24 protein-coding genes are annotated in these 21,716 nt (G+C 71.3%); 13 read left to right on the top strand and 11 right to left on the bottom strand.

Annotated elements, in window-relative coordinates; translation table 11 throughout:
• Positions 1-76 precede the first annotated feature (76 nt).
• Entirely contained in the window at positions 77-490 is a 414-nt protein-coding gene (locus WFI16_RS11115) for a rhodanese-like domain-containing protein (RefSeq protein WP_419897907.1), read from the bottom strand.
• 119 nt (positions 491-609) lie between these two features.
• Here WFI16_RS11115 and parA point away from each other — a divergent pair, with 119 nt between their 5' ends.
• Both parA and WFI16_RS11105 read left to right on the top strand, forming a co-directional pair.
• Positions 610-1,242, top strand: coding sequence for a ParA family partition ATPase (gene parA / locus WFI16_RS11110; RefSeq protein ID WP_419897906.1), 633 nt, complete (start codon positions 610-612; stop codon positions 1,240-1,242).
• A gap of 6 nt (positions 1,243-1,248) precedes the next feature.
• Entirely contained in the window at positions 1,249-1,692 is a 444-nt protein-coding gene (locus WFI16_RS11105; protein WP_419897905.1) for a GNAT family N-acetyltransferase, read from the top strand.
• A 60-nt stretch (positions 1,693-1,752) separates the two neighbouring features.
• Here WFI16_RS11105 and glgX read toward each other — a convergent pair whose 3' ends face one another.
• The 6 genes from glgX to WFI16_RS11075 all read right to left on the bottom strand — a co-directional run bounded on the left by glgX (position 1,753) and on the right by WFI16_RS11075 (position 8,591).
• Entirely contained in the window at positions 1,753-3,906 is a 2,154-nt protein-coding gene (glgX, locus tag WFI16_RS11100) for a glycogen debranching protein GlgX (RefSeq protein ID WP_419897904.1), read from the bottom strand.
• 128 nt (positions 3,907-4,034) lie between these two features.
• Positions 4,035-5,012, bottom strand: coding sequence for a Bug family tripartite tricarboxylate transporter substrate binding protein (locus WFI16_RS11095; protein ID WP_419897903.1), 978 nt, complete (start codon positions 5,010-5,012; stop codon positions 4,035-4,037).
• 127 nt (positions 5,013-5,139) lie between these two features.
• Positions 5,140-6,387, bottom strand: a complete 1,248-nt coding sequence (metC, locus tag WFI16_RS11090; protein ID WP_419897902.1) for a cystathionine beta-lyase — start codon at positions 6,385-6,387, stop codon at positions 5,140-5,142.
• Entirely contained in the window at positions 6,387-7,229 is an 843-nt protein-coding gene (locus WFI16_RS11085) for a sulfurtransferase (protein WP_419897901.1), read from the bottom strand. The genes metC and WFI16_RS11085 overlap by 1 nt, the downstream gene beginning before the upstream one ends.
• A 7-nt stretch (positions 7,230-7,236) precedes the next feature.
• On the bottom strand, positions 7,237-7,950 hold the full coding sequence (locus WFI16_RS11080; protein WP_419897900.1) for an alanyl-tRNA editing protein: 714 nt from the start codon (positions 7,948-7,950) through the stop codon (positions 7,237-7,239).
• Entirely contained in the window at positions 7,947-8,591 is a 645-nt protein-coding gene (locus tag WFI16_RS11075) for an NUDIX domain-containing protein (protein ID WP_419897899.1), read from the bottom strand. The genes WFI16_RS11080 and WFI16_RS11075 overlap by 4 nt, the downstream gene beginning before the upstream one ends.
• 40 nt (positions 8,592-8,631) lie before the next feature.
• Between WFI16_RS11075 and WFI16_RS11070 the strand changes: the two genes are divergently transcribed.
• Together WFI16_RS11070 and WFI16_RS11065 are read left to right on the top strand one after the other, a co-directional pair.
• Positions 8,632-9,579, top strand: a complete 948-nt coding sequence (locus WFI16_RS11070) for a DMT family transporter (RefSeq protein ID WP_419897898.1) — start codon at positions 8,632-8,634, stop codon at positions 9,577-9,579.
• 74 nt (positions 9,580-9,653) lie between these two features.
• Positions 9,654-10,532: an NAD(P)-dependent oxidoreductase gene (locus tag WFI16_RS11065; RefSeq protein ID WP_419897897.1), complete on the top strand. Its 879-nt coding sequence runs from the start codon at positions 9,654-9,656 to the stop codon at positions 10,530-10,532.
• A gap of 36 nt (positions 10,533-10,568) precedes the next feature.
• Here the strand turns inward: WFI16_RS11065 and WFI16_RS11060 are convergent, their stop codons facing one another.
• Both WFI16_RS11060 and WFI16_RS11055 read right to left on the bottom strand, forming a co-directional pair.
• Entirely contained in the window at positions 10,569-10,991 is a 423-nt protein-coding gene (locus WFI16_RS11060) for a cupin domain-containing protein (RefSeq protein WP_419897896.1), read from the bottom strand.
• A 64-nt stretch (positions 10,992-11,055) separates the two neighbouring features.
• Complete coding sequence (locus WFI16_RS11055) at positions 11,056-11,556, bottom strand: Fur family transcriptional regulator (protein ID WP_419897895.1); 501 nt, start codon at positions 11,554-11,556, stop codon at positions 11,056-11,058.
• Between the two features lie 94 nt (positions 11,557-11,650).
• Here WFI16_RS11055 and hisI point away from each other — a divergent pair, with 94 nt between their 5' ends.
• From hisI to WFI16_RS11030, 5 genes are all read left to right on the top strand, one after another.
• The gene (gene hisI / locus WFI16_RS11050) at positions 11,651-12,058 is read left to right on the top strand and encodes a phosphoribosyl-AMP cyclohydrolase (RefSeq protein ID WP_419897894.1); all 408 of its coding nucleotides are present in this window, start codon (positions 11,651-11,653) and stop codon (positions 12,056-12,058) included.
• The gene (locus tag WFI16_RS11045) at positions 12,048-13,139 is read left to right on the top strand and encodes a CobW family GTP-binding protein (RefSeq protein WP_419897893.1); all 1,092 of its coding nucleotides are present in this window, start codon (positions 12,048-12,050) and stop codon (positions 13,137-13,139) included. The genes hisI and WFI16_RS11045 overlap by 11 nt, the downstream gene beginning before the upstream one ends.
• 152 nt (positions 13,140-13,291) lie before the next feature.
• On the top strand, positions 13,292-13,942 hold the full coding sequence (locus tag WFI16_RS11040) for a GOLPH3/VPS74 family protein (RefSeq protein WP_419897892.1): 651 nt from the start codon (positions 13,292-13,294) through the stop codon (positions 13,940-13,942).
• Between the two features lie 113 nt (positions 13,943-14,055).
• A complete protein-coding gene (locus WFI16_RS11035) occupies positions 14,056-14,739 on the top strand; it encodes an SDR family oxidoreductase (protein WP_442970666.1) in 684 nt (227 codons plus the stop codon).
• A 92-nt stretch (positions 14,740-14,831) separates the two neighbouring features.
• Positions 14,832-15,263 carry a lysozyme inhibitor LprI family protein gene (locus WFI16_RS11030; RefSeq protein ID WP_419897890.1) on the top strand — a complete coding sequence of 144 codons (432 nt, stop codon included), beginning with the start codon at positions 14,832-14,834 and terminating at the stop codon, positions 15,261-15,263.
• A gap of 100 nt (positions 15,264-15,363) precedes the next feature.
• Here the strand turns inward: WFI16_RS11030 and WFI16_RS11025 are convergent, their stop codons facing one another.
• Positions 15,364-16,425, bottom strand: a complete 1,062-nt coding sequence (locus tag WFI16_RS11025) for a 2OG-Fe(II) oxygenase family protein (RefSeq protein ID WP_419897889.1) — start codon at positions 16,423-16,425, stop codon at positions 15,364-15,366.
• 62 nt (positions 16,426-16,487) lie between these two features.
• On the bottom strand, positions 16,488-17,159 hold the full coding sequence (locus tag WFI16_RS11020) for a GntR family transcriptional regulator (protein ID WP_419897888.1): 672 nt from the start codon (positions 17,157-17,159) through the stop codon (positions 16,488-16,490).
• Between the two features lie 225 nt (positions 17,160-17,384).
• Between WFI16_RS11020 and WFI16_RS11015 the strand changes: the two genes are divergently transcribed.
• The 4 genes from WFI16_RS11015 to lpxB are packed head-to-tail and all read left to right on the top strand — an operon-like array spanning position 17,385 to position 21,683.
• Positions 17,385-18,989: an ABC transporter substrate-binding protein gene (locus tag WFI16_RS11015; protein ID WP_419897887.1), complete on the top strand. Its 1,605-nt coding sequence runs from the start codon at positions 17,385-17,387 to the stop codon at positions 18,987-18,989.
• Positions 18,990-19,039: 50 nt separating this feature from the next.
• A complete protein-coding gene (locus WFI16_RS11010; RefSeq protein ID WP_419897886.1) occupies positions 19,040-19,639 on the top strand; it encodes a GNAT family N-acetyltransferase in 600 nt (199 codons plus the stop codon).
• Positions 19,636-20,523: a carbon-nitrogen hydrolase family protein gene (locus WFI16_RS11005; protein ID WP_419897885.1), complete on the top strand. Its 888-nt coding sequence runs from the start codon at positions 19,636-19,638 to the stop codon at positions 20,521-20,523. Before WFI16_RS11010 ends, WFI16_RS11005 begins: the two co-directional genes overlap by 4 nt.
• Complete coding sequence (gene lpxB / locus WFI16_RS11000; RefSeq protein WP_419897884.1) at positions 20,520-21,683, top strand: lipid-A-disaccharide synthase; 1,164 nt, start codon at positions 20,520-20,522, stop codon at positions 21,681-21,683. Before WFI16_RS11005 ends, lpxB begins: the two co-directional genes overlap by 4 nt.
• The last annotated feature ends 33 nt before the right edge of the window (positions 21,684-21,716 follow it).

Below are 21,716 nucleotides of genomic sequence, written 5' to 3'. Positions count from 1 at the left end.
TCGCCACGGCGACAGGGCCCTCTGACAGAAAAAAGAAGGGGTGCAGGGGAATTCATTCCCCTGCCCTGCCCCTGTCTTAGCGCTGCCGCCAGGGCAGCCCCTCGGCCTTCCACCCGGCGACCTGCCCGCGATGCCCTTCCGCATCCGGCGGCCCTTCGAAGCCATCCGAGATGTTGAAGGACTGGGCGAAGCCGGCGGCCTGGGCCGCCTGGGCGGCGGCGAGGCTGCGGGCGCCGGAGCGGCACAGGAAGTAGAGCTTGTGCAGCGGCGTCAGCCCCGCCTTGCGCAGGTGGTCGGCAAAGGCGGTGTTGACCTGCATCGAGGGGAAGACCTGCCAGGAGATCATCAGCGGCTCCTTCCCCGCCTCGCTCAGATCGGGGAAGCCCACGAAATTCCATTCGGCATTGGTGCGCACGTCGATCAGCGCCGCCTCCGGGTCGCTGCGCAGCGCCTCCCAGGTAGCGCGCGGGGTGATGTCGTCGACGGCCATCATCTCTCTCCTCGGACGGTCTCCCCTAGTGTGGGGTGGCGGGGGCCTGACGTCCATGCTGGCCGGATGCCCGCGCGACAGGCAGGATGACGCCCGGGTTCAGCCGGGGGGCATCCTGCATGGCATTCGTGGTGGCGGTGGCGCAGCGCAAGGGCGGTGCGGGAAAGTCCACGGTGGCGGCGACGCTGGCCACCACCCTGGCGCGGGCGGGCCACCGCGTCGCGCTGCTGGACAGCGATCCGCAGCAGAGCCTGGCGCGCTGGCAGCAGCAGCGCCAGGGCCAGACGCTGGCGGCGCCGCTGCATGTCGAGGCGATCTCCGGCTGGCGCATGCCGGCGGCGCTGGACCGGCTGCGCGGCGCGCATGACATGCTGGTGATCGACACGCCGCCGCATGCCGACAGCGACGCCCGCATCGCCATCCGCGCCGCCGACCTGGTGCTGGTGCCGCTGCAGCCCTCGGCCGCCGACCTCTGGGCGATGGAGGCGACGCTGGACATGGCGGCGGCGGAGAAGCGCGCGGTGCGGCTGCTGCTGAACCGGGTGCCGGCGACCGGGCGGCTGCGCGACGAGATCACCGCCGAGCTGACCCGCCGCCAGCTGCCGCTGCTGGCGCCGACCCTGGGCAACCGCACCGCCTTCGCCAGCGCCTTCGCGCAGGGGCTGGGGGTGGCAGAGGCGGCCCCGCGTGGTACGGCGGCGACCGAGGCCCGCGCGCTGGCGCAGGCCGTGCTCGACGCCGCCAAGGGATAGACCCGGATGCCGCCACGCCCCGCCGCCATGCCGCCGATCCCGCCCGAGGATATCGCCGAGGTCGATGCCGCGCTGCGCGCCGGGCTGGTGGCGCATCGCCGCGCCCTGCTGTCGGAGCGGCGAGATGGCGGGGCCGGCCGGCCGCTGGCCTTCGCCCGCCGCGACGCCGAGGGCCGCGTCGTCGCCGGGCTGGTCGGCGAGGTGGCGCTCGACTGGCTCTATATCGACAAGTTCTGGGTGGATGACAGTCTGCGCGGCCAGGGCCTGGGCAAGCGGCTGCTGGCGGCCGCCGAGCTGGAGGCGCAGCGGCTCGGCGCCATCGGCGCGCATCTCAACACCAGCAGCTTCCAGGCGCCGGATTTCTACCGGGCGCAGGGCTATGTGGAGATCGGCCGGCTGGAAGGCCGCCCCGCCGGGCATGACCGGCTGTGGTTCGCCAAGCGCTTCTGAGGCAGGCGGAAAGCCCCGGGGCACGCGGTGCCCCGGGGCTGGTCACCAGACCAGCAGCGCTCAGCGCGCCTTGCGCTTGCGGGTCTTCAGCGAGAACAGCAGCAGCGAGCGGCCGGTGACGGTATAGGTGTGGCCGATATCGAAGCTGGCCTCCTCGTCCTCGTCCTCCTCCTCGATATTGGTATCGAGCAGGCGCACCCAGGCGGTGCCGTCCTGCGAGGCCGGCAGGGTGAATTCCACCGCCTCGTGATAGGCGTTCATGATCATCAGCAGGGTGGCGTCGTGGCCGGGGCGGCGGATGCCGCTTTCCTGCGCCCGGCCATCCAGCAGGCGCGCCAGGCAGCGGGTGTTGGGATCCTCCCAGTCGGCGCTGTCCATCTCCTCGCCCGAGGGCTTCAGCCAGGACAGGCCCTTGACGCCGCTGGCCTCGTGGAACTCGCCTGACAGGAAGCGGCCGCGGCGCAGCACGGGGAAGCGGTCGCGCAGCGCGGCCAGGCGCTGGGTGAAGGCGACCAGGCGCTCGCCCTTCTCCTTCCAGTCCCAGTCCAGCCAGGAGATCTCGTTGTCCTGGCAATAGGCGTTGTTGTTGCCCTGCTGGGTGCGGCCGAACTCGTCGCCGGCCAGCAGCATCGGCGTGCCCTGGCTCAGGTAGAGGGTGGCCAGCATGTTGCGGATCTGCCGCTCGCGCACGGCATTGATCTCGGGGTCGTCGGTCGGCCCCTCGACGCCGTAATTGTGCGAGATGTTGTGCGAATGGCCGTCGCGGTTGTCCTCGCCATTCGCCTCGTTGTGCTTCTCGTCATAGGTGACGAGGTCGTTCAGCGTGAAGCCGTCATGCGCGGCCAGGAAGTTCACGCTGGCCCAGGGCTTGCGGCCATTGTGGTCGAACAGGTCGGCCGAGCCGGCCAGGCGGTTGCCGAGATCGGCGGCCTTGCCTTCCTCGCCCACCCAGAAGCCGCGCACGGTGTCGCGGTACTTGTCGTTCCACTCGGCCCAGCCGGGCGAGAAATTGCCGACCTGGTAGCCGCCGGGGCCGATGTCCCAGGGCTCGGCGATCAGCTTGACGTCGGCCAGCAGCGGATCCTGGTTGCAGGCCTTGAGGAAGGCGGACTGGTTGTCGAAGCCGTCCGGCTCGCGCGCCAGGATGGTGCCGAGATCGAAGCGGAAGCCGTCGACATGCATCTCGTTGACCCAGTAGCGCAGGCTGTCGGTGACCATCTGCAGCACCCGCGGGTGCGACAGGTTCACCGTGTTCCCGGTGCCGGTGTCGTTGATGTAGTAGCGCTTCTGGTCGGGCAGCAGCCGGTAGTAGCTGGCATTGTCGATGCCCTTGAAGGACAGCGTCGCCCCCTGCTCGTTGCCCTCGGCGGTGTGGTTGTAGACCACGTCCATGATGACCTCGAGCCCGGCATCGTGCAGCCGGGCCACCATCTCCTTGAACTCGGAGAAGGCGAAGTCCGGCGTGCGGGCATAGCGCCGCGCCGGCGAGAAGAAGCCGAGGCTGTTGTAGCCCCAGTAGTTGATCATGCCCTTCTCGAGCAGGTAGTCGTCGTTCAGGAAGAAGTGGATCGGCAGCAGCTCGACCGAGGTGACGCCCAGCGACTTGATGTGGCGGATGACGTCGCGGTTGGCGAGACCCGCATAGGTGCCGCGCTGGTCCTCGGGCACCAGCGGATGCCGCTTGGTGATGCCCTTCACATGGGTCTCGTAGAAGATGGTGCGCTCCCAGGGGATGCGCGGCCGGCGGTCATTGCCCCAGGTGAAGGCCGGGTCGACGACGCGGCATTTCGGCATGAAGACGGCGCTGTCGCGCTCGTCGAAGGACAGGTCCTTGTCCTTGTGGCCGATCGTGTAGCCGAACAGCGCGTGGTCCCATTTCAGGTCGCCGACATGGCTCAGCGCATAGGGGTCCAGCAGCAGCTTGTTCGGGTTGAAGCGGTGGCCGGCCTCGGGCTCGTAGGGACCGTGCACGCGATAGGCATAGATGGTGCCCGGCCGCGCATCGGGCAGGAAGCCGTGGAACACCTCGTTGGTGTATTCGGGCAGCTCGATCCGCTCCAGCTCGGTCTCGCCGCTGGCGTCGAACAGGCAGAGCTCGACCTTGGTGGCATGGGCGGAGAACAGCGCGAAATTGACGCCGAGGCCGGTCCAGGTGGCGCCGAGCGGGTTGGGACGCCCCTCGGTGACGCGGGAGGTGTTGATCGCGGGCGGCACGGGGGTTTCCTTAACGGGGAGGTGCTGCAGTAGCGTCCGAGCCTCACCCGAAGTTGCGCGGCAAGGCCGATTCAAACGGCCCTGCCAGACGCCCTGCCAAACGCCCTGGCGACCCCGCCGGCCACGCCTCAGCCGGGGGTGATGCCGGCCTCGCGGATCACCCGCGGCCAGACCTCCAGCTCCGCCGCCAGGCGCTGGCGCAGCGCCGCCGCGTCGCCGTCCATCAGCACCACGCCCTGGCTTTCGACGCGGGCGCGCAGCGCGGGATCGGCCAGCGCCGCGCGCAGCGCCGCGTGCAGCCGCGCCAGCACCGGCGCCGGCGTGCCTGCCGGCGCGAACAACCCCTGCCACAGCACGCCGGCGCAGCCGGCGAAGCTCTCCGCCACCGAGGGCAGCTGCGGCAGGCTGGCGATGCGCTCGGGCGAGGAGATCGCCAGCATGCGCGCCCGGCCCTCCGCCACCAGCGGCCGCGCGTCGAGCGGCGTCGCGTAGAAGACGTCGATGCGGCCGGCCTGCAGCTCGAGCAGCGCCGGGCCGGCGCCGCGGAACGGGATGTGCTCCATGCGCACCCCGGCCCGCTGCAACAGCAGCTCGGTCAGCAGGTGGTTGACCGAGCCGGAGCCGGAGCTGCCGTAGTTCAGGCGCCCCGGCTCGGCCCGTGCCAGGGCGACCAGGCCGGGCAGGTCGGTGGCCGGGATGCCATCGCGCACCAGCAGGGCGAAGGGGCTGTAATAGACCTCGCCGACCGGGGCGAAGGCGGCCAACGGGTCCCGCGGCGTGGCGCCCGGGGTCAGCGCCGGGTTGATCGCCAAGCTGTTGGTGCCGATCAGCAGGGTCTGGCCGTCGGGCCGCGCCTGCGCCACGGCGGTCGCCGCGATGGCGGTGGCGGCGCCGGTGCGGTTCTCCACCACCACCGGCTGGCCCAGCTCCTGCGCCAGCCGCTCGGCCACCAGCCGCACCATGACGTCGGTCAGGCCGCCGGGGGCATAGCCGATCAGCAGGCTGACCGGGCGGTCCGGATAGGCGGCCCTGGCCGGCCGGAGGATCAGTGGCGCGGCCAGCAGGGTGGCGGCGCCCGCCAGCAGGCGGCGGCGTGTCTTGTGCATTGGATCGTTCCCCATCTCGGGGATGAGGCTAGATCGCTTCGGCCCGCCGCATCAAATGGCGGGCCGCGCAACAGCAGCGGGAAGCGGGCGCGACCGGGACAGGCCCGGCCGCGGCCGGGCCGCCGGTTCAGCGCGGCAGGGAGTCCAGCGCGGCCTCCAGATCGGCGATCAGGTCGGCCGGCTCCTCCAGCCCGACATGGAAGCGCACCGTGGGGCCTTCCAGCACGTCGAGGCTGGTGGCCGTGCGGGTGATGCCGTTGGTGGTCGGCAGCACCAGGCTTTCATAGCCGCCCCAGGAGGCGCCGATGCCGAACAGCTTCAGCCCGTCCACCGCCGCCTCGATCTGCGCCGTGCTGTAGCGCGGCTGGAAGACCACGCCGAACAGGCTGCAGGCGCCGGTGAAGTCACGCCGGAACAGCGCATGCTGCGGGTGGCTGGGCAGCGCCGGGTGCAGCACGCGGGCGACCTCGGGCCGGCTCTCGAACCAGCGGGCGACGGCCAGCCCCGCCTGCTGCTGGTGCTTCAGCCGCAGCGCCATGGTGCGCAGCCCGCGCAGCGCCAGCCAGCAATCATCCGGGCTGGCATAATGGCCGATCTGCCGCGCCGCGGTGACGATGGTCAGCCAGTCCTCCTCGCTGTTCACCGTGACACTGCCGAGCAGCACGTCGGAATGCCCGCCGACATATTTCGTCAGCGCCTGGATCGAGACATCCACGCCCTTGGTGAAGGGCTGGAAGTGGTGGATGCCCCAGGTGTTGTCCATGATCACCTTGGCGCCATGCGCATGGGCGACCTCGGCCAGGGCCGGGATGTCCTGCAGCTCGAAGGTGTGGCTGCCCGGGCTCTCGACGAAGAGGACCTTGGTGTTGGGCCGCATCAGCCGCTCCAGCCCGGCGCCGTCGACCATCGGGTCGTAGTAGTCGACGGTGATGCCGAAGCGGGCCAGCACGCCATTGGCGACGCGGCGCGTCGGGCCATAGGTGCTGTCGGGGATCAGGCAGTGGTCGCCGGCCGAGAGATAGGCCATCAGCGGCAGCGAGCAGGCGGCGAGGCCGGTGCCGACGATCAGCGCGCGGCTGCCGCCCTCGATCTCGGCGACCATGTTCTCCAGCGCGAAATGCGTGGGTCCGCCGGCGGTGCCATAGGTCATCACCTGCTCGAAGGAGCGCTGGTTGACCGCCCTTCCCTCGGCGCAGGAGGGGTAGAGCACCGTCGAGCCGCGATAGACCGGGGTGTTGACGAAGCCATGCTCGCGCACACCGGGGCGGCCGCCATGGGTGACGCGGGTGGCGAAGCCCTCGCCGCTGTTGGAACGGCCGCTGTTGGAATGGCCGCTGTTGGAATGGCCCGGGGCCGGGGGCAGGTCGTCGGGCATCAGGGCGTGCTCTGCTTCGGGGTTTCGGGCCGCGCGGCCCATTCGGTCCAGGAGCCGTCATAGACCGCCGGCTCCGGCAGGCCGGCGCGCACCAGGCCGAGGGCGATGATGCAGGCGGTGACGCCGGTGCCGCAGGAGGCGACCAGGGCGCGGCTGCCATCGACGCCCACGGCGGCGAAGCGGGCGCGCAGCTCCGCGGGCGGCAGCATGGTCATGTCGGGCGCCAGCAGGCTGCTGGCCGGCACGCTGGCCGCCCCCGGCATGTGGCCCGAGGGCAGGCCCGGCCGCGGCTCCGGCGCGGTGCCGTCGAAGCGGCCCTTCGGCCGCGCATCGAGGATCAGCGCCGAGCGGTCGTGCACGATGCGCTTGATGTCGCCGATGCCGGCCAGGCGGCGGGTGATGAAATCCGCCCAGAAATTCTCCTCCGGCGCGGCGGGCACCGGGCCGGCGGCGGTCGGCCGCCCCTCGGCCAGCCATTTCGGCAGGCCGCCATCCAGCACGGCGGCGCGCTCATGCCCGAAGAGCCGCATCAGCCACCAGCCGCGGGCGGCGGAGAACAGCCCCTTCTGGTCGTAGAAGACGACGCGGTGCCGGTTGCTGATGCCGAGCCGCCCCAGCTCGCGCGAGGCGCGCCCCGGGGTCGGCGCCATGTGCGGCAGGTCGGTCTCCGGATCGGCCACCTGGTCGATGTCGAAGAAGCCGGCGCCGGGGATATGCGCCGCGGCATATTCGGCCAGCGCATCCTTCGGCTCGTTCGGCAGGTATTTGGTGGTGTCGAAGACCAGCAGATCGGGCGCGCCGAGCTCCGCCGCCAGCCATTCCGTGGTGACCAGGTCCTGCATCGTTTCCCTACCCTTCCAGCACCAGATAGACGCGCCGGTTCTGCTTGCCCTTGTTCTCGAGCTTGGTGACGGTGATCGGGCCGATCTCGCCGGTGCGGCGCACATGCGTGCCGCCGCAGGGCTGCAGATCGACCGGGCTTTCCTCGGCGCCGATGCGCACCAGCCGCACCTGGCCCGAGCCGCGCGGCGGCTTCACCGACAGGGTGCGGACCAGCGACGGATTGGCATCGAGCTCCTCGTCGGTGATCCAGCCATCGGTCACCGCATGGTCGGCCGCCGCCAGCGCGGTCAGCTGCTCGGAGAGCCATTCCTTGGCCGGCGGCTCGGCCAGGTCGAAATCGAGGCGCGAGCGCTCCAGCCCGATCTGCCCGCCGGTGACGCCGGCGCCGGGGATCAGGCTGCAGAGCAGGTGCATCGCCGTGTGCATCCGCATCAGGCGGTGCCGGCGCTCCCAGTCCAGCGCGATGGTGACGGTGGCGCCGACCGGCGGCAGGGAGGAACCCTCGGCCGGGACATGCAGCGGGCCGGCCTCCCCCTTCACGGTGTTGGCGATGGCCATCTCGCCACCCTCCCAGCGCAGCGTGCCGGTGTCGCCGGGCTGGCCGCCGGCCTGGACGTAGAAGGGCGTGCGGTCGAGCACCACGCCCTCGGGGCCGGCGGCGAGGACGGTCGCCTGGGCGTCGCGCAGATAGGCGTCGGTGCGGTAAAGCAGCTCGGTCATGCGGCGGTCCATTCGCGGTTCAGGCGTTCGCGGTTCAGCTGCAGCCACATCAGGCACAGCGCCGCGGTGACGTTGCGGATTTCCCCGCGCGCCAATTGGGCAAAGGCGTCCTCGGCGGTGACCACGAGCACACGGGTCTCCTCGCCCTCGTCTTCCAGCCCGCGGGTGCCGACCAGGCCGGGCTCCGGCAGGTGGGCGCGGCCGGCGTAGAAATGCATGCGCTCGTCGCTGCCGCCCTGCATCAGCATGAATTCGCCGATCTTCTCCACCCGGTCGGGGGTGAAGCCGGTCTCCTCCTCGGTCTCGCGCAGCACGGCATCCGCCGGGTCCTCGCCGGCCTCCAGCAGGCCGGCCGGGCATTCGCGCATGATCGGTTCCTCGCCGGCGGCGAGCGCCGGCAGGCGGAACTGCTCGACCAGCGCGATGCGGCCGGTCCAGGGGTCGTAGGGCAGCATCACCACCCCCTGGCCGCGCCGCCACAGCTCCCAGGTCAGCAGGGCCGAGGGCGTGCCGTCGCTGCGCCGGTAGCGGAAGCGGACCCGCTGCAGCGGGAAGCGGCCGGACCAGGCGATCTCGTCGCTCTCGGGCTGGAACAGGGGATGCGCCGGGATCTCCGGCGCCTTGCTGGGTCTGGCCTTCATGCGGGGGGGCGCCTAACCTCTCTCGAACGAACGCCAGATCATGAGCCGGTCCATTCCCATCGTCCATGCCCCCCCGTCCGCCCCCGGGGCCGGCCAGGCCGCCCAGCGCAGCCGCGCCATCCTCTGCGTGCTGGGCGCGGCGGCGACCTTCGCGCTGGCCGCGGTCGCGGTGAAGCTGCTCGACGACCGCATACCGATCATGCAGGTGGTGCTGTTCCGCAATCTGTTCGCGATACCGCCGCTGCTGGCCCTCGCCCTGTGGGGGGCGCCGAAGGGCGCGCGGCTGTCGGTGCTGGCCACCCGCAACCCCTGGTCGCATGCCCAGCGCATCCTCTACGGGCTGACCGGCATGGTCGGCAGCTTCTACGGCTATGTCCACCTGCCGCTGGCCACCGTCACGGCGCTGGGCTTCACCATGCCGCTGTTCCTGACCGCGCTGTCGATCCCGCTGCTGGGCGAGAAGGTTGGCTGGCGGCGGCTCTCGGCGGTGCTGGTGGGGTTTGCCGGCGTGCTGCTGCTGCTGCGGCCGGGCTTCGGCGGCACCGCGCATCTGGACGGGCTGGCGGTCGGGCTGGTGCTGCTGGGCGCCGTCGCCTGGGCGATGGCGATGATCACCATCCGCAAGATGGGCGAGGCCGGGGAATCGGGCGCCGCCATCGTGCTGTGGTTCGCCATCGGCGGCACGCTGGTCGGCGGGCTGGCGGCGATCCCCGGCTGGGTCTGGCCGAGCCCGGAGCAATGGGCGCTGCTGGCCGCCGTCGGGCTGGTCTCGGCGCTGGCCCAGCTGCTGATGACGGCCGCCTATCGCAGCGGCGAGACCACGCTGATCGCGCCCTTCGAATATTCCGGCATCCTCTGGACCATGAGCTTCGGCGCGCTGTTCTGGGGCGAGCTGCCGCGCCCCTTCGACTTCGTCGGCATCTTCGTGCTGGTCGCCTCCGGCCTCTATATCTGGCACCGCGAGGTGCGGCTGGGGCGGCGGCGCTAGCCTGTCGCGTCCCCGGCCTTGCGCCTATGCTGCCGGTCCCCGGCGTCCCGACATCCAGACATCTTGGAGCGACCATGAGCAAGAAGCCCGCCATCGGCATGATCGGCATCGGCCTGATGGGCCACGGCATCGCCTGGAACATCGCCCATGCGGGCTATGCGCTGACCCTGCTCGACCATCCGGGCAACCAGCCGGTGGACGACCTGAAGGCGATGGGCGCGACCTCCGCCGGCAGCATCGCCGAGGTCACCCGGGCGGCCGAGGTGATCGTGCTCTGCGTCACCGGCTCGCCCCAGGTCGAGGCCATCCTGGCCGGGCCCGGCGGCGTCATCGAGAACCTGCGGCCCGGCACGGTGGTGGTCGACTGCTCGACCGCTCTGCCCGAGTCCAGTGCCCGCATGGCCGCCGCCATCCAGGCTGCCGGCGGCGAATTCCTCGACGCCGCCATGACCCGCCTGCCGCAGCATGCCCGCGCCGGCACGCTGAACCTGCTGATCGGCGGCGAGGCCGCGCTGCTGGAGCGGCTGCGCCCGCTGCTGGAGACCTTCTCCGAGAACATCACCCATATCGGCGGCGTCGGCGCGGGCCACCTGATGAAGCTGATGCACAATTATGTCTCGCTCGGCTTCATCGCTTTGCTGGCCGAGGTCGCCGCGCATGGCGAGAAGGCCGGGTTGTCGATGCAGACCCTGGTCGAGGTGCTGAACCAGGGCGGCGGCGGCGGTGCCGCGCTGCAGCGGATTTCTCCGTTTCTGCTGAACGGCGATCCGTCCAGCGTGCCCTTCTACATCAGCAACGCCGCCAAGGACCTGGGCTACTACAACCAGGCGGCGACGGCCTCCGGCGTCGAGCGCGGCATCGCCGGCGCGGTCAGCACCATCCTGGACCGCATCGTCGCCGAGGGGCATGGCCAGGACTACGTGCCGCAGCTCGCCGCCCTGCTGAAGAAATGATTCTGTCCGTCGGGGGGCACGCTGTGCCCCCCGGCATCACGCCGCCGGCACCAGCCCGTGGCGCCGCATGATCTCGCGCGCCTTGGCCGGATCCGGCCTGCCGCCGCCGGTCAGCAGCGCGGCCAGCTCCCGAAAATACTCCGGCCCCAGCACGCCCGGCGTCAGCACGCAGAGGCAGCGCGCCTCCGCCCCGCTCGGATTGCTGAAGCCATGCACCTTGCCGCGCGGGATGAACAGGCTGTCGCCCGGGCCGATGTCGTGGTCGACGCCTTCCACCGTGTAGCGGAGGGTCCCCGACAGGCCATAGACCGTCTCCTCCCAGCTTTCATGGTGGTGCGGCACCGGCATGCGGCCCTCGGGCTGCAGGATCAGCTCGAACAGATCGAGGCTGCCGCCCGTCGCATGCCTGTCGCGCAGGAAGTTGAGGCGGAAGGACCCGAAATCGATGATCTCCGGCATGGCGGCGCTCCCCGGCGGTGCTGCACCGTCTCGATAGCGCAAGAACCGCCCCGGCGGCAGCCCTTCAGCCGGGGGAGGCCGCCACGGTGGCGCCGGCGCCGGCAGCCAGGCAGGCCGCGCAGAGCCCCTCGGCCTCGACGGTGGTCTTGCGCAGCTGGAAGCCGACCCGCCGCGCCGCATCCGCCAGGGCATGCGCCACCGCATGGTCGCTGAGCTCGATGGTGGCGCCGCAGCTGCCGCAGATCAGGAACTGGTGGTCATGCGCATGGCCGTGGCCGTGGCCGTGGTCATGGCCATGGTCGTGCCCGGCCTCGACGCAGCCGATGAAGGCGTTCAGCCGCTCCACCTTGTGGATCAGCCCCTGCTCCAGCAGGAAGTCCAGCGCGCGGTAGACGGTGGGCGGCGCCGCCCCCGGCCGCTGCGCCTTCAGCCGGTCGAGCAGCGCATAGGCGCCGAGCGGCTGGTCGGCCTCCAGCACCAGCGCCAGCACCTGGCGGCGCAGCTCGGTCAGCTGGGCACCGGAGCGCAGGCAGCGCGCCTCCGCCGCCGCCAGCGCGTGGGTCATTTCCGTCGCACGACCCTGACCTGCCGCCATGCCCTCTCTCCTCTGCCGCACCCGCGTTATATAGTAACCGAATTCGCTTTGAGGAGCCGCCCCCATGCCGGTCGCCGATCCTGCCGCCCGCGCCCGCTTCCTGGCCGCCACCCGCTTCAACCAGGACGGGCTGGTGCCGGCCATCGCCCAGGACCATGCCACCGGCGAGGTGCTGATGATGGCCTGGATGAACGCGGCCTCGCTGGAGGAGACGCTCGCCACCGGACGTGTGGTCTATTTCAGCCGCAGCCGCAACGCGCTGTGGCGCAAGGGCGAGACCTCTGGCCAGATGCAGCAGCTGGTCGACCTGCGGCTGGACTGCGACGGCGACACCATTCTCGCCCTTGTCGAGCAGAAGGGCGTCGCCTGCCACACGGGACGGCGGTCCTGCTTCTACCAGGCGCTGCGCGAGGGCGAGCTGGTGCCGATCACCGCGCCCGAGATCGACCCGGCGGTGCTTTATGGCCGCTGACCTGATCCCGGTCACGCTGCTGACCGGCTTCCTCGGCGCCGGCAAGACGACGCTGCTGAACCGGCTGCTGCGCCAGCCGGCCCTCGCCGGCACCGCGGTGCTGATCAACGAGTTCGGCGAGATCGGCCTGGACCACCTGCTGGTCGAGACGCTGGACCAGGATGCCGTGCTGCTGCAGGCCGGCTGCCTCTGCTGCACCATCCGCGGCGACCTGGCCGGCGCCTTGGCGGGGCTGGTGCAGCGCGCCCGCGATGGCCAGAAGATCCGCCGCGTCATCATCGAGACCACGGGGCTCGCCGACCCGCTGCCGATCCTGCAGACGCTGATGGCCGACCCGGCCACCCAGCGGCATTTCGTGCTGGACGGGGTGGTCACCCTGGTCGATGCGGTGGCCGGCATCGCGACCCTCGACGCCCAGCTCGAGGCGCAGCGCCAGGTGGCGGTGGCCGACCGGCTGCTGCTGACCAAGGCCGACCTGGCCACGCCCGAGGCCCTGGCCGCCCTGACCGACCGGCTGCGCGCGCTGAATCCCGGCGTGACCCCGATCACCGCCACCGAGGGCGCGGTGGACCCGGCGGCGATCCTGGATTGCGGCCCCTTCGACCCGTCCGGCCGCCATCCGGATCTCGCCGCCTGGCTGGACCCGGCCGCCTGGGACGCCGCCCCGGCGCATGACCATGACCACGGCCACCATCACGGCCACGGCCACGGCCACCACCATCATCAGCACGACCCGAACCGGCACGACGCCCGCATCCAGGCCTTCTGCCTGCGCTTCGACAAGCCGCTGCCCTGGGCAGGGCTGGCCACCTGGCTGGAGATGCTGACCGCCACCCGCGGCGATTCGGTCCTCCGCGTGAAGGGCATCCTGGACCTGGCCGGCCAGGACACCCCCGTGGTGATCCATGGCGTGCAGGGCACCTGGCACCGCCCCACCCCGCTGCCCGCCTGGCCGGCCGGCGCGCCGCGCGAATCCCGCCTGGTCTTCATCCTGCGCGACCTGCCGCGCAGCGTGGTGGAGGAGGGCCTGGCCGCCTTCTGCCAGGCCGCCGAGGGCGAGGCCGCCATCGCCCGCCGCTGAGCCCCGGAGACGCGGCGCGGGCCGCCCGACCCCGCGCCGCGTCTCATTATCTTCGCAGTTTCCGCGCCAGCCGGCCCGCGGCGATTGACGCGCCGGGTTCCGCGCGCTTCCCTTCGCTGCAACGACCACAACCCAGAGCGGAGTGCGCCCCGATGTCGCTGACCATGCCGGAGGAAATCCTCCTGCTCATGCTCGATGACGAGACCGGCAGGCTGATCGATCGCGCCGCCCCCTCGGGCGACTATGCGCTCGCCGGCGCCATCCTGGCGGAGCTGGCCCTGGCCAACCGCATCGACACCGATCCCAAGCGCCTCTTCGTCGGCGACACCAAGCCGACCGGCGACCAGGTGCTGGATGGCGTGGTGCAGCAGATCATGGCCGAGGCCGAGCCGCATGACAGCCGCTGGTGGATCGAGACCCTTGCCAAGGACGCCGACCGCTACCGCGACCTGTATTTCGACCGGCTGGTGCAGCGCGGCGTGCTGAAGCTGGAGGAAGGCCGCTTCCTGTGGTTCTTCGCCGAGCGCCGCTACCCGGTGATCTCGGACAAGGAGGAGCGCGAGGTGAAGGCCCGCCTGATGGCGGTGATCTTCAACGACGAGATCCCCGACCCGCGCGATTCGCTGCTGATCGGCCTGACCCGCGCCGCCGGCCTGTTCCCGCTGCTGCTGGCTCCGGCCGAGCTGGACCGCGCCCAGGTCCGCATCGACCAGGTCGCCAATCTGGAAGAGCTGAACCGCACCCTGTCGGATGCGGTGCGCGACATCTTCACCGAAGTGGCCCGCTACGCCCCGATGATGTGACACGACGCCGGGGGGCGGGCTCGCCCTCCCCCCGGACGTCCACGCGGGCGCAACGCGCCGCCGCGGCCCGTGTTAAGCCGGGCAGCATGAGCAGCATCCCGACAGACAGAAAAGTGGCCCTGGTGACTGGCGCGGCGCAGGGCATCGGCGCCGGCATCGCCGCCCGGCTGAAGCGCGACGGCTGGCAGGTCGTCACCGCCGACATCAATCCGGGCGATGCCGGCACCCGCCACGTCATCGCCGATGTCGGCGACGAGGCGGCGGTGAACGCCCTGGTCGCCGGCATCGCACAGACAGAAAAGCGCCTGGACGCGCTGGTCTGCAATGCCGGCATCATGATCCGCAAGCCGATCGCCGAATTGTCGCTGGCCGAATGGCGCCGGGTGCTCGACATCAACCTGACCAGCGCCTTCCTGTTGGCCAGGGCGACCGAGAAGATGCTGGCGGCGGCGCAGGGCAGCATCGTCACCATCGCCTCCAGCCGCGCGCACCAGTCGGAGCCCGACACGGAATCCTATTCGGCCAGCAAGGGCGGGCTGCTGGCGCTGACCCATGCGCTGGCGGTCAGCCTGGGCCCGGCGATCCGCGTCAACTGCGTCAGCCCCGGCTGGATCGACGTGCAGGGCGAAGACCTCCGCCCCGAAGACCACGCCCAGCACCCCGCCGGCCGCGTCGGCAAGGTCGAGGATATCGCTTCCCTCGTCGCCTTCCTGACCGGGCCCGAGGCCGGCTTCGTCACCGGCGCCGAATTCCTGTCGGATGGCGGCATGACGCGGAAGATGATCTACGCCGAGTAACTCCTCGCACGCGGAGGTGATGGCCGCCAGCCTTGCCCGGGTGGCGCGGCAGGCATGGACTGCGCGCCCGACCACCGACGAGCCCTCTGCCCATGATCCGTCTTTCTTTCTGTGCCATCCCGCTGCTGATCGCGGCCGCGCTGCCCGCCGCGGCCGCGACCCCGCCGGCGCCGGACGTCTACCTTTCGCGCTGCCTGCGCGCTGCCCAGGGCGGCATCGAATCCGCCCAGTGCTATGGCGAGGCCGAGGAGCAGGCCAAGGCGCAGCAGGCCCGGCTGCTCGCCGCCCTGCGCGCCCGGCTGTCGCGCCCCGGCCCTTCCGGCACTGACTATCCCGCCGCCATCCGGCTGCTGGAGGAAGGCCAGGCCGCCTGGGAAACCTATGTCGCCGCCGATTGCCGCCTGCTGGAGACGGTGTTCGGCGACGGCAATGCCCAGTCCCTGGCCTCGGCCGACTGCGCGGTGAAGCACTATGTCGCGCGCAACCGCGGGCTCGAGCAGATCCGCAAAGACTTCCTGGACTAGAGCAGATCCCGATCGGGTGGAATCACCAGATCGGGTGAAGATGCTCGCAAAAACAAAAAGCTAGAGTGGTTGAAGTGAGCCGTGGCGAACGGAAACCGCTCTAGCGCACCGCGACGCCCCGCTCGCCGGCGGCCTGGCGCTGGGCGATCAGCGCCTGCTCCTGGCGGGCGCCCTCGGCATCGGTCAGGAAGGTGAAGATGGCGAAGCGCTCGCCCTCGGTCACCGGCAGCGCCTCGTGCATCAGGTCGCAGCAGAACAGCACCGCGCCGCCGGCCTCGGGCTCGTAGAGCTCGGGGCCGAATTCGGCGAAGCGCAGCGCCCCGCCGCGATAGGCGCCGGTGTTCAGGTTCAGGCTCATGGCGAAGCGGCGATGCGCGGTGAAGGGGGTGCGGTTGTCGCGATGCGCGCCGAAGCCGCCCTGGTCCTCGGCCGCGTAGCAGCCGATGCGCGGCGCCTCGAAGCTGGCGGCGCGGAAGCGGTAGGCGCGCCACAGCTCCGGCAGCACGCGCCGCTCCAGCCGCTGGCGATAGGTGGCGTAGAGCGCGCGGTCATCCAGCCAGACATCGGTGCGGCGCTTGATCTGCTGCGCCGCCCCCGCCGCCCCCTCGGCGGAGGCGACGCGGTCGCGCGTCTTCTCGCCCTTCTTCCAGTGCGCGATCAGGGTGGCGCAGAAATCGGGCTCCAGCACCCCCGGGATCAGCAGCGCCGGGGCGCCGCTGCGGCGGATCTCGGACGGCGCGGCCGATGCTTCCGGCAGCAGGTCCAGCGCCATCTCCAGCGCCCCCTCGCCGGCGCGAAGAAAAGAAAGCCGGCCGCGTGGCGAGAGGATGGCGACCGCGCTGTCGGCCACGCCCAGCGCATTGAAGAAGCGCCGCTCGGGATCGAAGAGCCGCACCGGGCCGTGGCGGCGCCGGGCGCCGTCCGGCCTGGCGGCGGTGACGAGGATCACCCGGCCCTGGCGGGCGCTGGCGGCGGCCTCGAGGGCGGCCAGGCGCTCGGCCCCGGGGGCGCGGCCCAGCACCAGCAGAAGGTGCAGGCCGGCCAGGCTCTGGTGGAACAGGTCGAAGGCCTGGCCCTCGGCATCCGGCAGGGCGATCGGCGGCAGCAGGTCGCCGGCGATCAGGGGGACCATCGGGGGCTGGGGCGCGGTGGTGCTCGACATGCCGGCCCTTGTGCCCCGAAGCCTTGTAACGCGCCACCCTGGGGGGTTCACACCCTGGGGGTTCAGCCGGGCAGCCTGCCCTGCTGCCGCAGGAACACCGCCAGCGCCCGGCCGACATGCTCGACATGCGCCTTCAGCAGCAGCCCGGCCTCGCGCCACTGGCCGGCGCGGCACAGCCGCACCAGCTCGCGATGCTCGGCATCGGCGCGCTGCAGGCCGGCCGGCTCGGTCGAGAGCTGCAGCCGGGTGTAGCGGTCGCATTCCTGCAGCAGGCTGGCGACCAGCGCCGCGGTGCGCGGCTTGCCGGATTTGGCATAGAGCGCCAGGTGCAGCACCGTGTTCAGCTCGCCCCAGCGGGCGGTGTCGCGCGCGTCGAGGGCGCGGGAATAATCGGCCAGCACCGTCTCGATCCCGGCATAATCGGCCTCGGTCAGCTGCGGGGCGGAATGGCGCAGCAGCCGCGGCTCCAGCAGGGCGCGCAGCTCGAAGGCCTCTTCCAGCTCGGCGATCGACAGCGCCGCGACGGTCGCCCCCTTGTGCGGCGAGATGCGGACGAAGCCCTCCGCCTCCAGCTGGAACAGCGCCTCGCGCACCGGGATGCGGCTGACCCCGAACTCCTCGGCCAGCATGTCCTGGCGCAGCTGGCTGCCGGCGGGATAGCGGCCGTCCAGCACGCGGCGCCGGATCTCCTCCAGCAGCGCCGCCGAGACGGTGCGGTGCTTCAGGGTGGTCATGCGCTCTCCTGTCGGGCCGGCGGCGGTGTATCCGCAGCGGCGGCAGGCGGCCAGCCCCGCCGACATTGTTGACGGATAGATTGTATAAATTCTACCGTTCCAGGAACACTGCCGCGCGAAACCGCGCCGCCGCCATCCTGCCCGGCCCGATCCTGCTGAACCCGCCTCCTGCTGCACCCAAACGAGCCCTGGCCGCTGCGCCGGCCGCCGCCGAGGAGTTCCCTGATGACGCTGAACCGTCGCCACCTGCTTGCCGGGGCCGCGGGCCTCGCCGCCGCGGGGGGCATGGCCACCCCGCATGTCGTCCGCGCCCAGGGCACGGCTGCCAGCCGCAGCGCGACGCTGCGCTTCATCCCCTCGACGCCGCTGCCCTCGCTCGATCCGATCGTCGCCACCAGCTATGTCATCCGCAACCACGGCTACCTGATCTACGACACGCTGTTCGCCACCGACGCCAATTTCCAGATCCGGCCGCAGATGGTGCAGGCCTGGGAGACGGCGCCGGACCAGCTGTCCTGGACCTTCCATCTGCGCGACGGGCTGGTCTTCCATGACGGGCAGAAGGTCGGCGCGGCGGATTGCATCGCCTCGATCCAGCGCTGGTCGAAGCGCGACGCCTTCGGCCAGACTTTTGCGACCTTCGTGGAAAGCTATGCAGCGGTCGATGCGCGGACCTTCCGGATCAACCTGAAGAAGCCGTTCCCGCTGCTGCCGGATGCGCTGGGCAAGCTTTCTTCCAACGTGCCCTTCATCATGCCGGAGCGGATCGCCGCGGCCGATGCCTCGAAGCCGATTTCGGAAGCCATCGGCTCCGGCCCCTGGATGTTCCAGCAGCGCGAATGGGTGCCCGGCCAGAACGCCATCTACACCCGCTTCGACAAATACGTGCCGCGCGAGGAGGCGCCCTCCTGGGCCGCCGGCGGCAAGGTCGCCAAGATCGACCGCATCGAATGGCTGGCGCTGACCGAGCCGGCGGCCGCCGTCGGCGCCCTGGTCCAGGGCGAGGTCGACTGGTACGAGCAGCCGCCGGTCGACCTGCTGCCGGTGCTGAAGCGCGACCGCAACATCACCATCCAGAACGTGCCGCTCGGCCTGTTCCTGCTGATGCGCTTCAACCATCTGCAGCCACCCTTCAACAACCCCGCCATCCGCCGCGCCGTGATGATGGCGGTGCGCCAGGAAGACTACATGCAGGCCGTGGTCGGCAGCCCCGACTATTACAAACAGGCAAAAACCTTCTTCACCCCGGGCTCGCCGATGTCCTCCGGCGCCGGCGGCGCCGAGGCGATGAAGGGCGACCTCGAGGCGGCGAAGGCCATGCTGAAGGCCGCCGGCTACAACAACGAGAAGGTGGTGCTGCTGGCCCCGGCCGACCAGCCGATCGCCTACAACCAGTCGCTGGTCAGCCAGGCGCTGCTGCAGAAGCTGGGCATGAATGTCGAGCTGATCTCCACCGACTGGGCCAGCTTCATCGGCAAGCGCGCCAATCGCGGCGGCCCCGACCAGGGCGGCTGGTCGGTCTTCCACACGCTGTGGTCCTGCGCCGACACGCTGAACCCGGCGCTGCATCCGCTGGTCCGCGCCAATGGCGCCACCGCCTGGTTCGGCTGGCCGGAGGACCCGACGCTGGAAGGCCTGCGCGACCAGTGGCTGGCCACCGCCGACACTGGCCGGCAGAAGACGATCGCCGCCGAGATGGAGCGGCGCGCCTTCGAGACGGTACCCTATGTCCCCGGCGGCCTGGTCGAGCAGCCGATGGCCTTCCGCAGCAACCTGAAGGGCATGGTGCTGTCGCCGGTGCAGTTCTTCTGGAACCTGGAGAAGGGCTGACGGGCCGGGTCGCCTCGCGCCGTTCGGCATTCTGCGCTATCCGGGGGGCCATGGCCCCCCTCCCCCTCCGCTTCGAGACGCTGCGCGGCGACGGCCTGCAGCCCTGGCTGCCGCAGCTGGCGCGGCTGCGCATCGCCGTCTTCCGCGAATGGCCCTATCTCTACGACGGCGACGAGGCCTATGAGCGGCGCTACATGGCCAGCTATGCCGCCGGCCAGGGTGCCGCAGTGATCGCCTGCCTCGACGGCGACCGCGCGGTCGGCGCCGCCACCTGCGAGCCGATGGCCGAGACCCATGCCGCGGTGCGGGACAGCTTCACCGCCGCCGGCCTCGACCCTGCCGGCTACTGCTATTTCGGCGAGAGCGTCCTGCTCGCCCCCTATCGCGGCCGTGGCGCGGGCGTCGAGTTCTTCCACCGGCGCGAGACGCATGCCGCCAGCCTCGGGCTGCGCCGCACCGCCTTCTGCGCCGTCGCCCGCGATCCGGCCGATCCGCGCAGGCCGGCGGACTACACCCCGCTCGACGGCTTCTGGCGCAAGCGCGGCTATGCGCCGCTGGAGGGCGTCTCCTGCCGCTTCTCCTGGAAGGGCCCCGGCGAGGCCGCTGAACAGGAGCATCGGCTGGACTTCTGGCACAAGGCGCTGGCATGACCCGCCCGCTGCGCCTCGCCCTGCTGCAATATCCGGTCGAGCGGCCATCGAGCATCGCGGACTGGGGAAAGAAACTCGACCGCTGGCTGGCCGAGGCCCGCGCCCAGGGCGCCGAGCTGGCGGTGTTGCCGGAATATGCCTCGGTCGAGCTCGGCGCCGCCCTGGTCGGCAAGGCGCCGGCCGAGGAGGCGGAAGAGCTGGCCGCCATGGTCGCCGCCGCCGACGGCATCCTGGCCGAGATGCGTGCTGCCGCCCGCCGCCACGGCTTGTGGCTGCAGCCCGGCACGCTGGCGATGCGCATCGGCGAAAACATCGTCAACCGGGCGCCGCTGATCGATCCCGAGGGCCGCCTGGCCTTCCAGGACAAGCACGCCATGACCCGCTTCGAGGCCGAGCGCTGGGGCGTCTCGCCCGGCGCCGCGCCTTCGGTCTTCGACACGCCCTGGGGCCGCATCGGCATCTCGGTCTGCTACGACAGCGAATTCCCCGAGCATGTCCGCCGCCAGGTCGAGGCCGGCGCCTGGCTGGTGCTGGTGCCCAGCTGCACCGACACGCTGCACGGCTTCCACCGCATCCGCATTGCCGCCCAGGCGCGGGCGCTGGAGAACCAGTGCTTCGTCGCCATCTGCGCGACGGTCGGCGAGGCGCCCTGGTCGGCGGCGCTCGACGTCAACCGCGGCCTGGCGGGCGTCTATGGCCCGGTCGATCGCGGCTTCGCCGCCGATGGCGTGGTAATCGAGGGGACGCTCGACGCCGCCCAATGGGTCTATGCCGAGCTCGATCCGGCGCGGATCGACACCGTCCGCCGTGAGGGCGCCGTCTTCAACCACCGCGACTGGCCGCAGCAGCGCTTCGGCGAAGCGGTTCCGGCGCGCTTCGCATGACGCTGGTCTATCTGGTGGCCGGCGAGGCCTCGGGCGACGCGCTGGGCGCCCGGCTGATCGCGGCGTTGAAAGCAGCCCGGCCGGAACTGGACTTCGCCGGCGTGGGCGGCGAACGCATGGCGGAACAGGGTTTCTCCAGCCTGTTCCCGATGCGCGAGCTGGCGCTGATGGGGCTGCTGGAAGTGCTGCCGAACATCAGGAATCTGTCGCGGCGGCTGGACCAGACCATCGCCGATATCGCCGCAAGGCGGCCGGCGCTGATCGTCACCATCGACAGCCCGGGCTTCACGCTGCGGGTGGCGGCGCGGGCGAAGCCGCTGGGCATCCCGGTGCTGCATTATGTCGCCCCGCAGGTCTGGGCCTGGCGCCAGGGCCGGGTGAAGAAGATCGCGACCCAGGTCGACCGCATCCTGACCCTGCTGCCCTTCGAGGCCCCCTTCTTCGAAAGCGCCGGCATCCCGGTGCGCTTCGTCGGCCATTCCATCCTGGAATCGGGCGCCGAGCAGGGCGATGCCGCCCGCTTCCGCGCCCGCCACGGCCTGGCGCCGGAGGAGCGCGTCGTGCTGGTGATGCCCGGCAGCCGCCGCAGCGAGGTCGGCCGCCTGCTGCCGGTCTTCGGCGAGGCGCTGCGCCGGACCGAGGCCGCCGTGCCCGGCCTGCGCCCGGTGGTGCCGATCGCCGGCCCGGTGGCCGAGGCGGTGCGCGCCGCGGCCAGCCACTGGCACCCGGCGCCGATCCTGGTGGAGGACATCCAGGAAAAATTCGACGCCTATGCCGCCGCGCGGCAGGGCGGCGCCGGGCTGATCAAGTCCGGCACCTCGTCCCTGGAGGTGGCGCTGGCGGGCGTGCCCATGGCCGTCGGCTACCGCGTCAACCCGGTGACGGCCGCCATCGCCCGCCGGCTGATCAAGGTGAAGTATGTCAGCCTGGTGAACCTGCTGGGCGATGCGCCGATCATCCCGGAATTCCTGCAGGAGCGCTGCACCCCGGCGCTGCTCGCCGCCTGCCTGACGCGGCTGCTGACCGACCCGGCCGCCGCCGCGGCGCAGCGCGACGGCTTCGCCCGGGTGCTGGGCCAGTTGCGGCCGGCCGAGGGCAGGTCCAGCGCCGCCGCCGCCGCCGCCGTGCTGGAGATGCTGGATGCGAGACAAAACGCCTAGGGTTTGAGACAAGAACGCGGGGACATGCCCCGG

This window comes from Roseomonas sp. USHLN139 (genome assembly GCF_037145735.1).
Taxonomy (GTDB): Bacteria; Pseudomonadota; Alphaproteobacteria; order Acetobacterales; family Acetobacteraceae; genus Pseudoroseomonas.
The sequence above is the reverse complement of the archived record's forward strand: the minus strand, read 5'-3'. Positions and strand labels throughout refer to the sequence as shown.

Bases quoted from the DNA above. Each gene is read 5' to 3' on its own strand.
- WFI16_RS11115 (WP_419897907.1), bottom strand. From the start codon at position 490: ATGGCCGTCGACGACATCACCCCGCGCGCTACCTGGGAGGCGCTGCGC.
- parA (WP_419897906.1), top strand. From the start codon at position 610: ATGGCATTCGTGGTGGCGGTGGCGCAGCGCAAGGGCGGTGCGGGAAAG.
- WFI16_RS11105 (WP_419897905.1), top strand. From the start codon at position 1,249: ATGCCGCCACGCCCCGCCGCCATGCCGCCGATCCCGCCCGAGGATATC.
- WFI16_RS11095 (WP_419897903.1), bottom strand. From the start codon at position 5,012: ATGCACAAGACACGCCGCCGCCTGCTGGCGGGCGCCGCCACCCTGCTG.
- metC (WP_419897902.1), bottom strand. From the start codon at position 6,387: ATGCCCGACGACCTGCCCCCGGCCCCGGGCCATTCCAACAGCGGCCAT.
- WFI16_RS11085 (WP_419897901.1), bottom strand. From the start codon at position 7,229: ATGCAGGACCTGGTCACCACGGAATGGCTGGCGGCGGAGCTCGGCGCG.
- WFI16_RS11080 (WP_419897900.1), bottom strand. From the start codon at position 7,950: ATGACCGAGCTGCTTTACCGCACCGACGCCTATCTGCGCGACGCCCAG.
- WFI16_RS11075 (WP_419897899.1), bottom strand. From the start codon at position 8,591: ATGAAGGCCAGACCCAGCAAGGCGCCGGAGATCCCGGCGCATCCCCTG.
- WFI16_RS11070 (WP_419897898.1), top strand. From the start codon at position 8,632: ATGAGCCGGTCCATTCCCATCGTCCATGCCCCCCCGTCCGCCCCCGGG.
- WFI16_RS11065 (WP_419897897.1), top strand. From the start codon at position 9,654: ATGAGCAAGAAGCCCGCCATCGGCATGATCGGCATCGGCCTGATGGGC.
- WFI16_RS11060 (WP_419897896.1), bottom strand. From the start codon at position 10,991: ATGCCGGAGATCATCGATTTCGGGTCCTTCCGCCTCAACTTCCTGCGC.
- WFI16_RS11055 (WP_419897895.1), bottom strand. From the start codon at position 11,556: ATGACCCACGCGCTGGCGGCGGCGGAGGCGCGCTGCCTGCGCTCCGGT.
- hisI (WP_419897894.1), top strand. From the start codon at position 11,651: ATGCCGGTCGCCGATCCTGCCGCCCGCGCCCGCTTCCTGGCCGCCACC.
- WFI16_RS11045 (WP_419897893.1), top strand. From the start codon at position 12,048: ATGGCCGCTGACCTGATCCCGGTCACGCTGCTGACCGGCTTCCTCGGC.
- WFI16_RS11040 (WP_419897892.1), top strand. From the start codon at position 13,292: ATGTCGCTGACCATGCCGGAGGAAATCCTCCTGCTCATGCTCGATGAC.
- WFI16_RS11030 (WP_419897890.1), top strand. From the start codon at position 14,832: ATGATCCGTCTTTCTTTCTGTGCCATCCCGCTGCTGATCGCGGCCGCG.
- WFI16_RS11025 (WP_419897889.1), bottom strand. From the start codon at position 16,425: ATGTCGAGCACCACCGCGCCCCAGCCCCCGATGGTCCCCCTGATCGCC.
- WFI16_RS11020 (WP_419897888.1), bottom strand. From the start codon at position 17,159: ATGACCACCCTGAAGCACCGCACCGTCTCGGCGGCGCTGCTGGAGGAG.
- WFI16_RS11015 (WP_419897887.1), top strand. From the start codon at position 17,385: ATGACGCTGAACCGTCGCCACCTGCTTGCCGGGGCCGCGGGCCTCGCC.
- WFI16_RS11010 (WP_419897886.1), top strand. From the start codon at position 19,040: ATGGCCCCCCTCCCCCTCCGCTTCGAGACGCTGCGCGGCGACGGCCTG.
- WFI16_RS11005 (WP_419897885.1), top strand. From the start codon at position 19,636: ATGACCCGCCCGCTGCGCCTCGCCCTGCTGCAATATCCGGTCGAGCGG.
- lpxB (WP_419897884.1), top strand. From the start codon at position 20,520: ATGACGCTGGTCTATCTGGTGGCCGGCGAGGCCTCGGGCGACGCGCTG.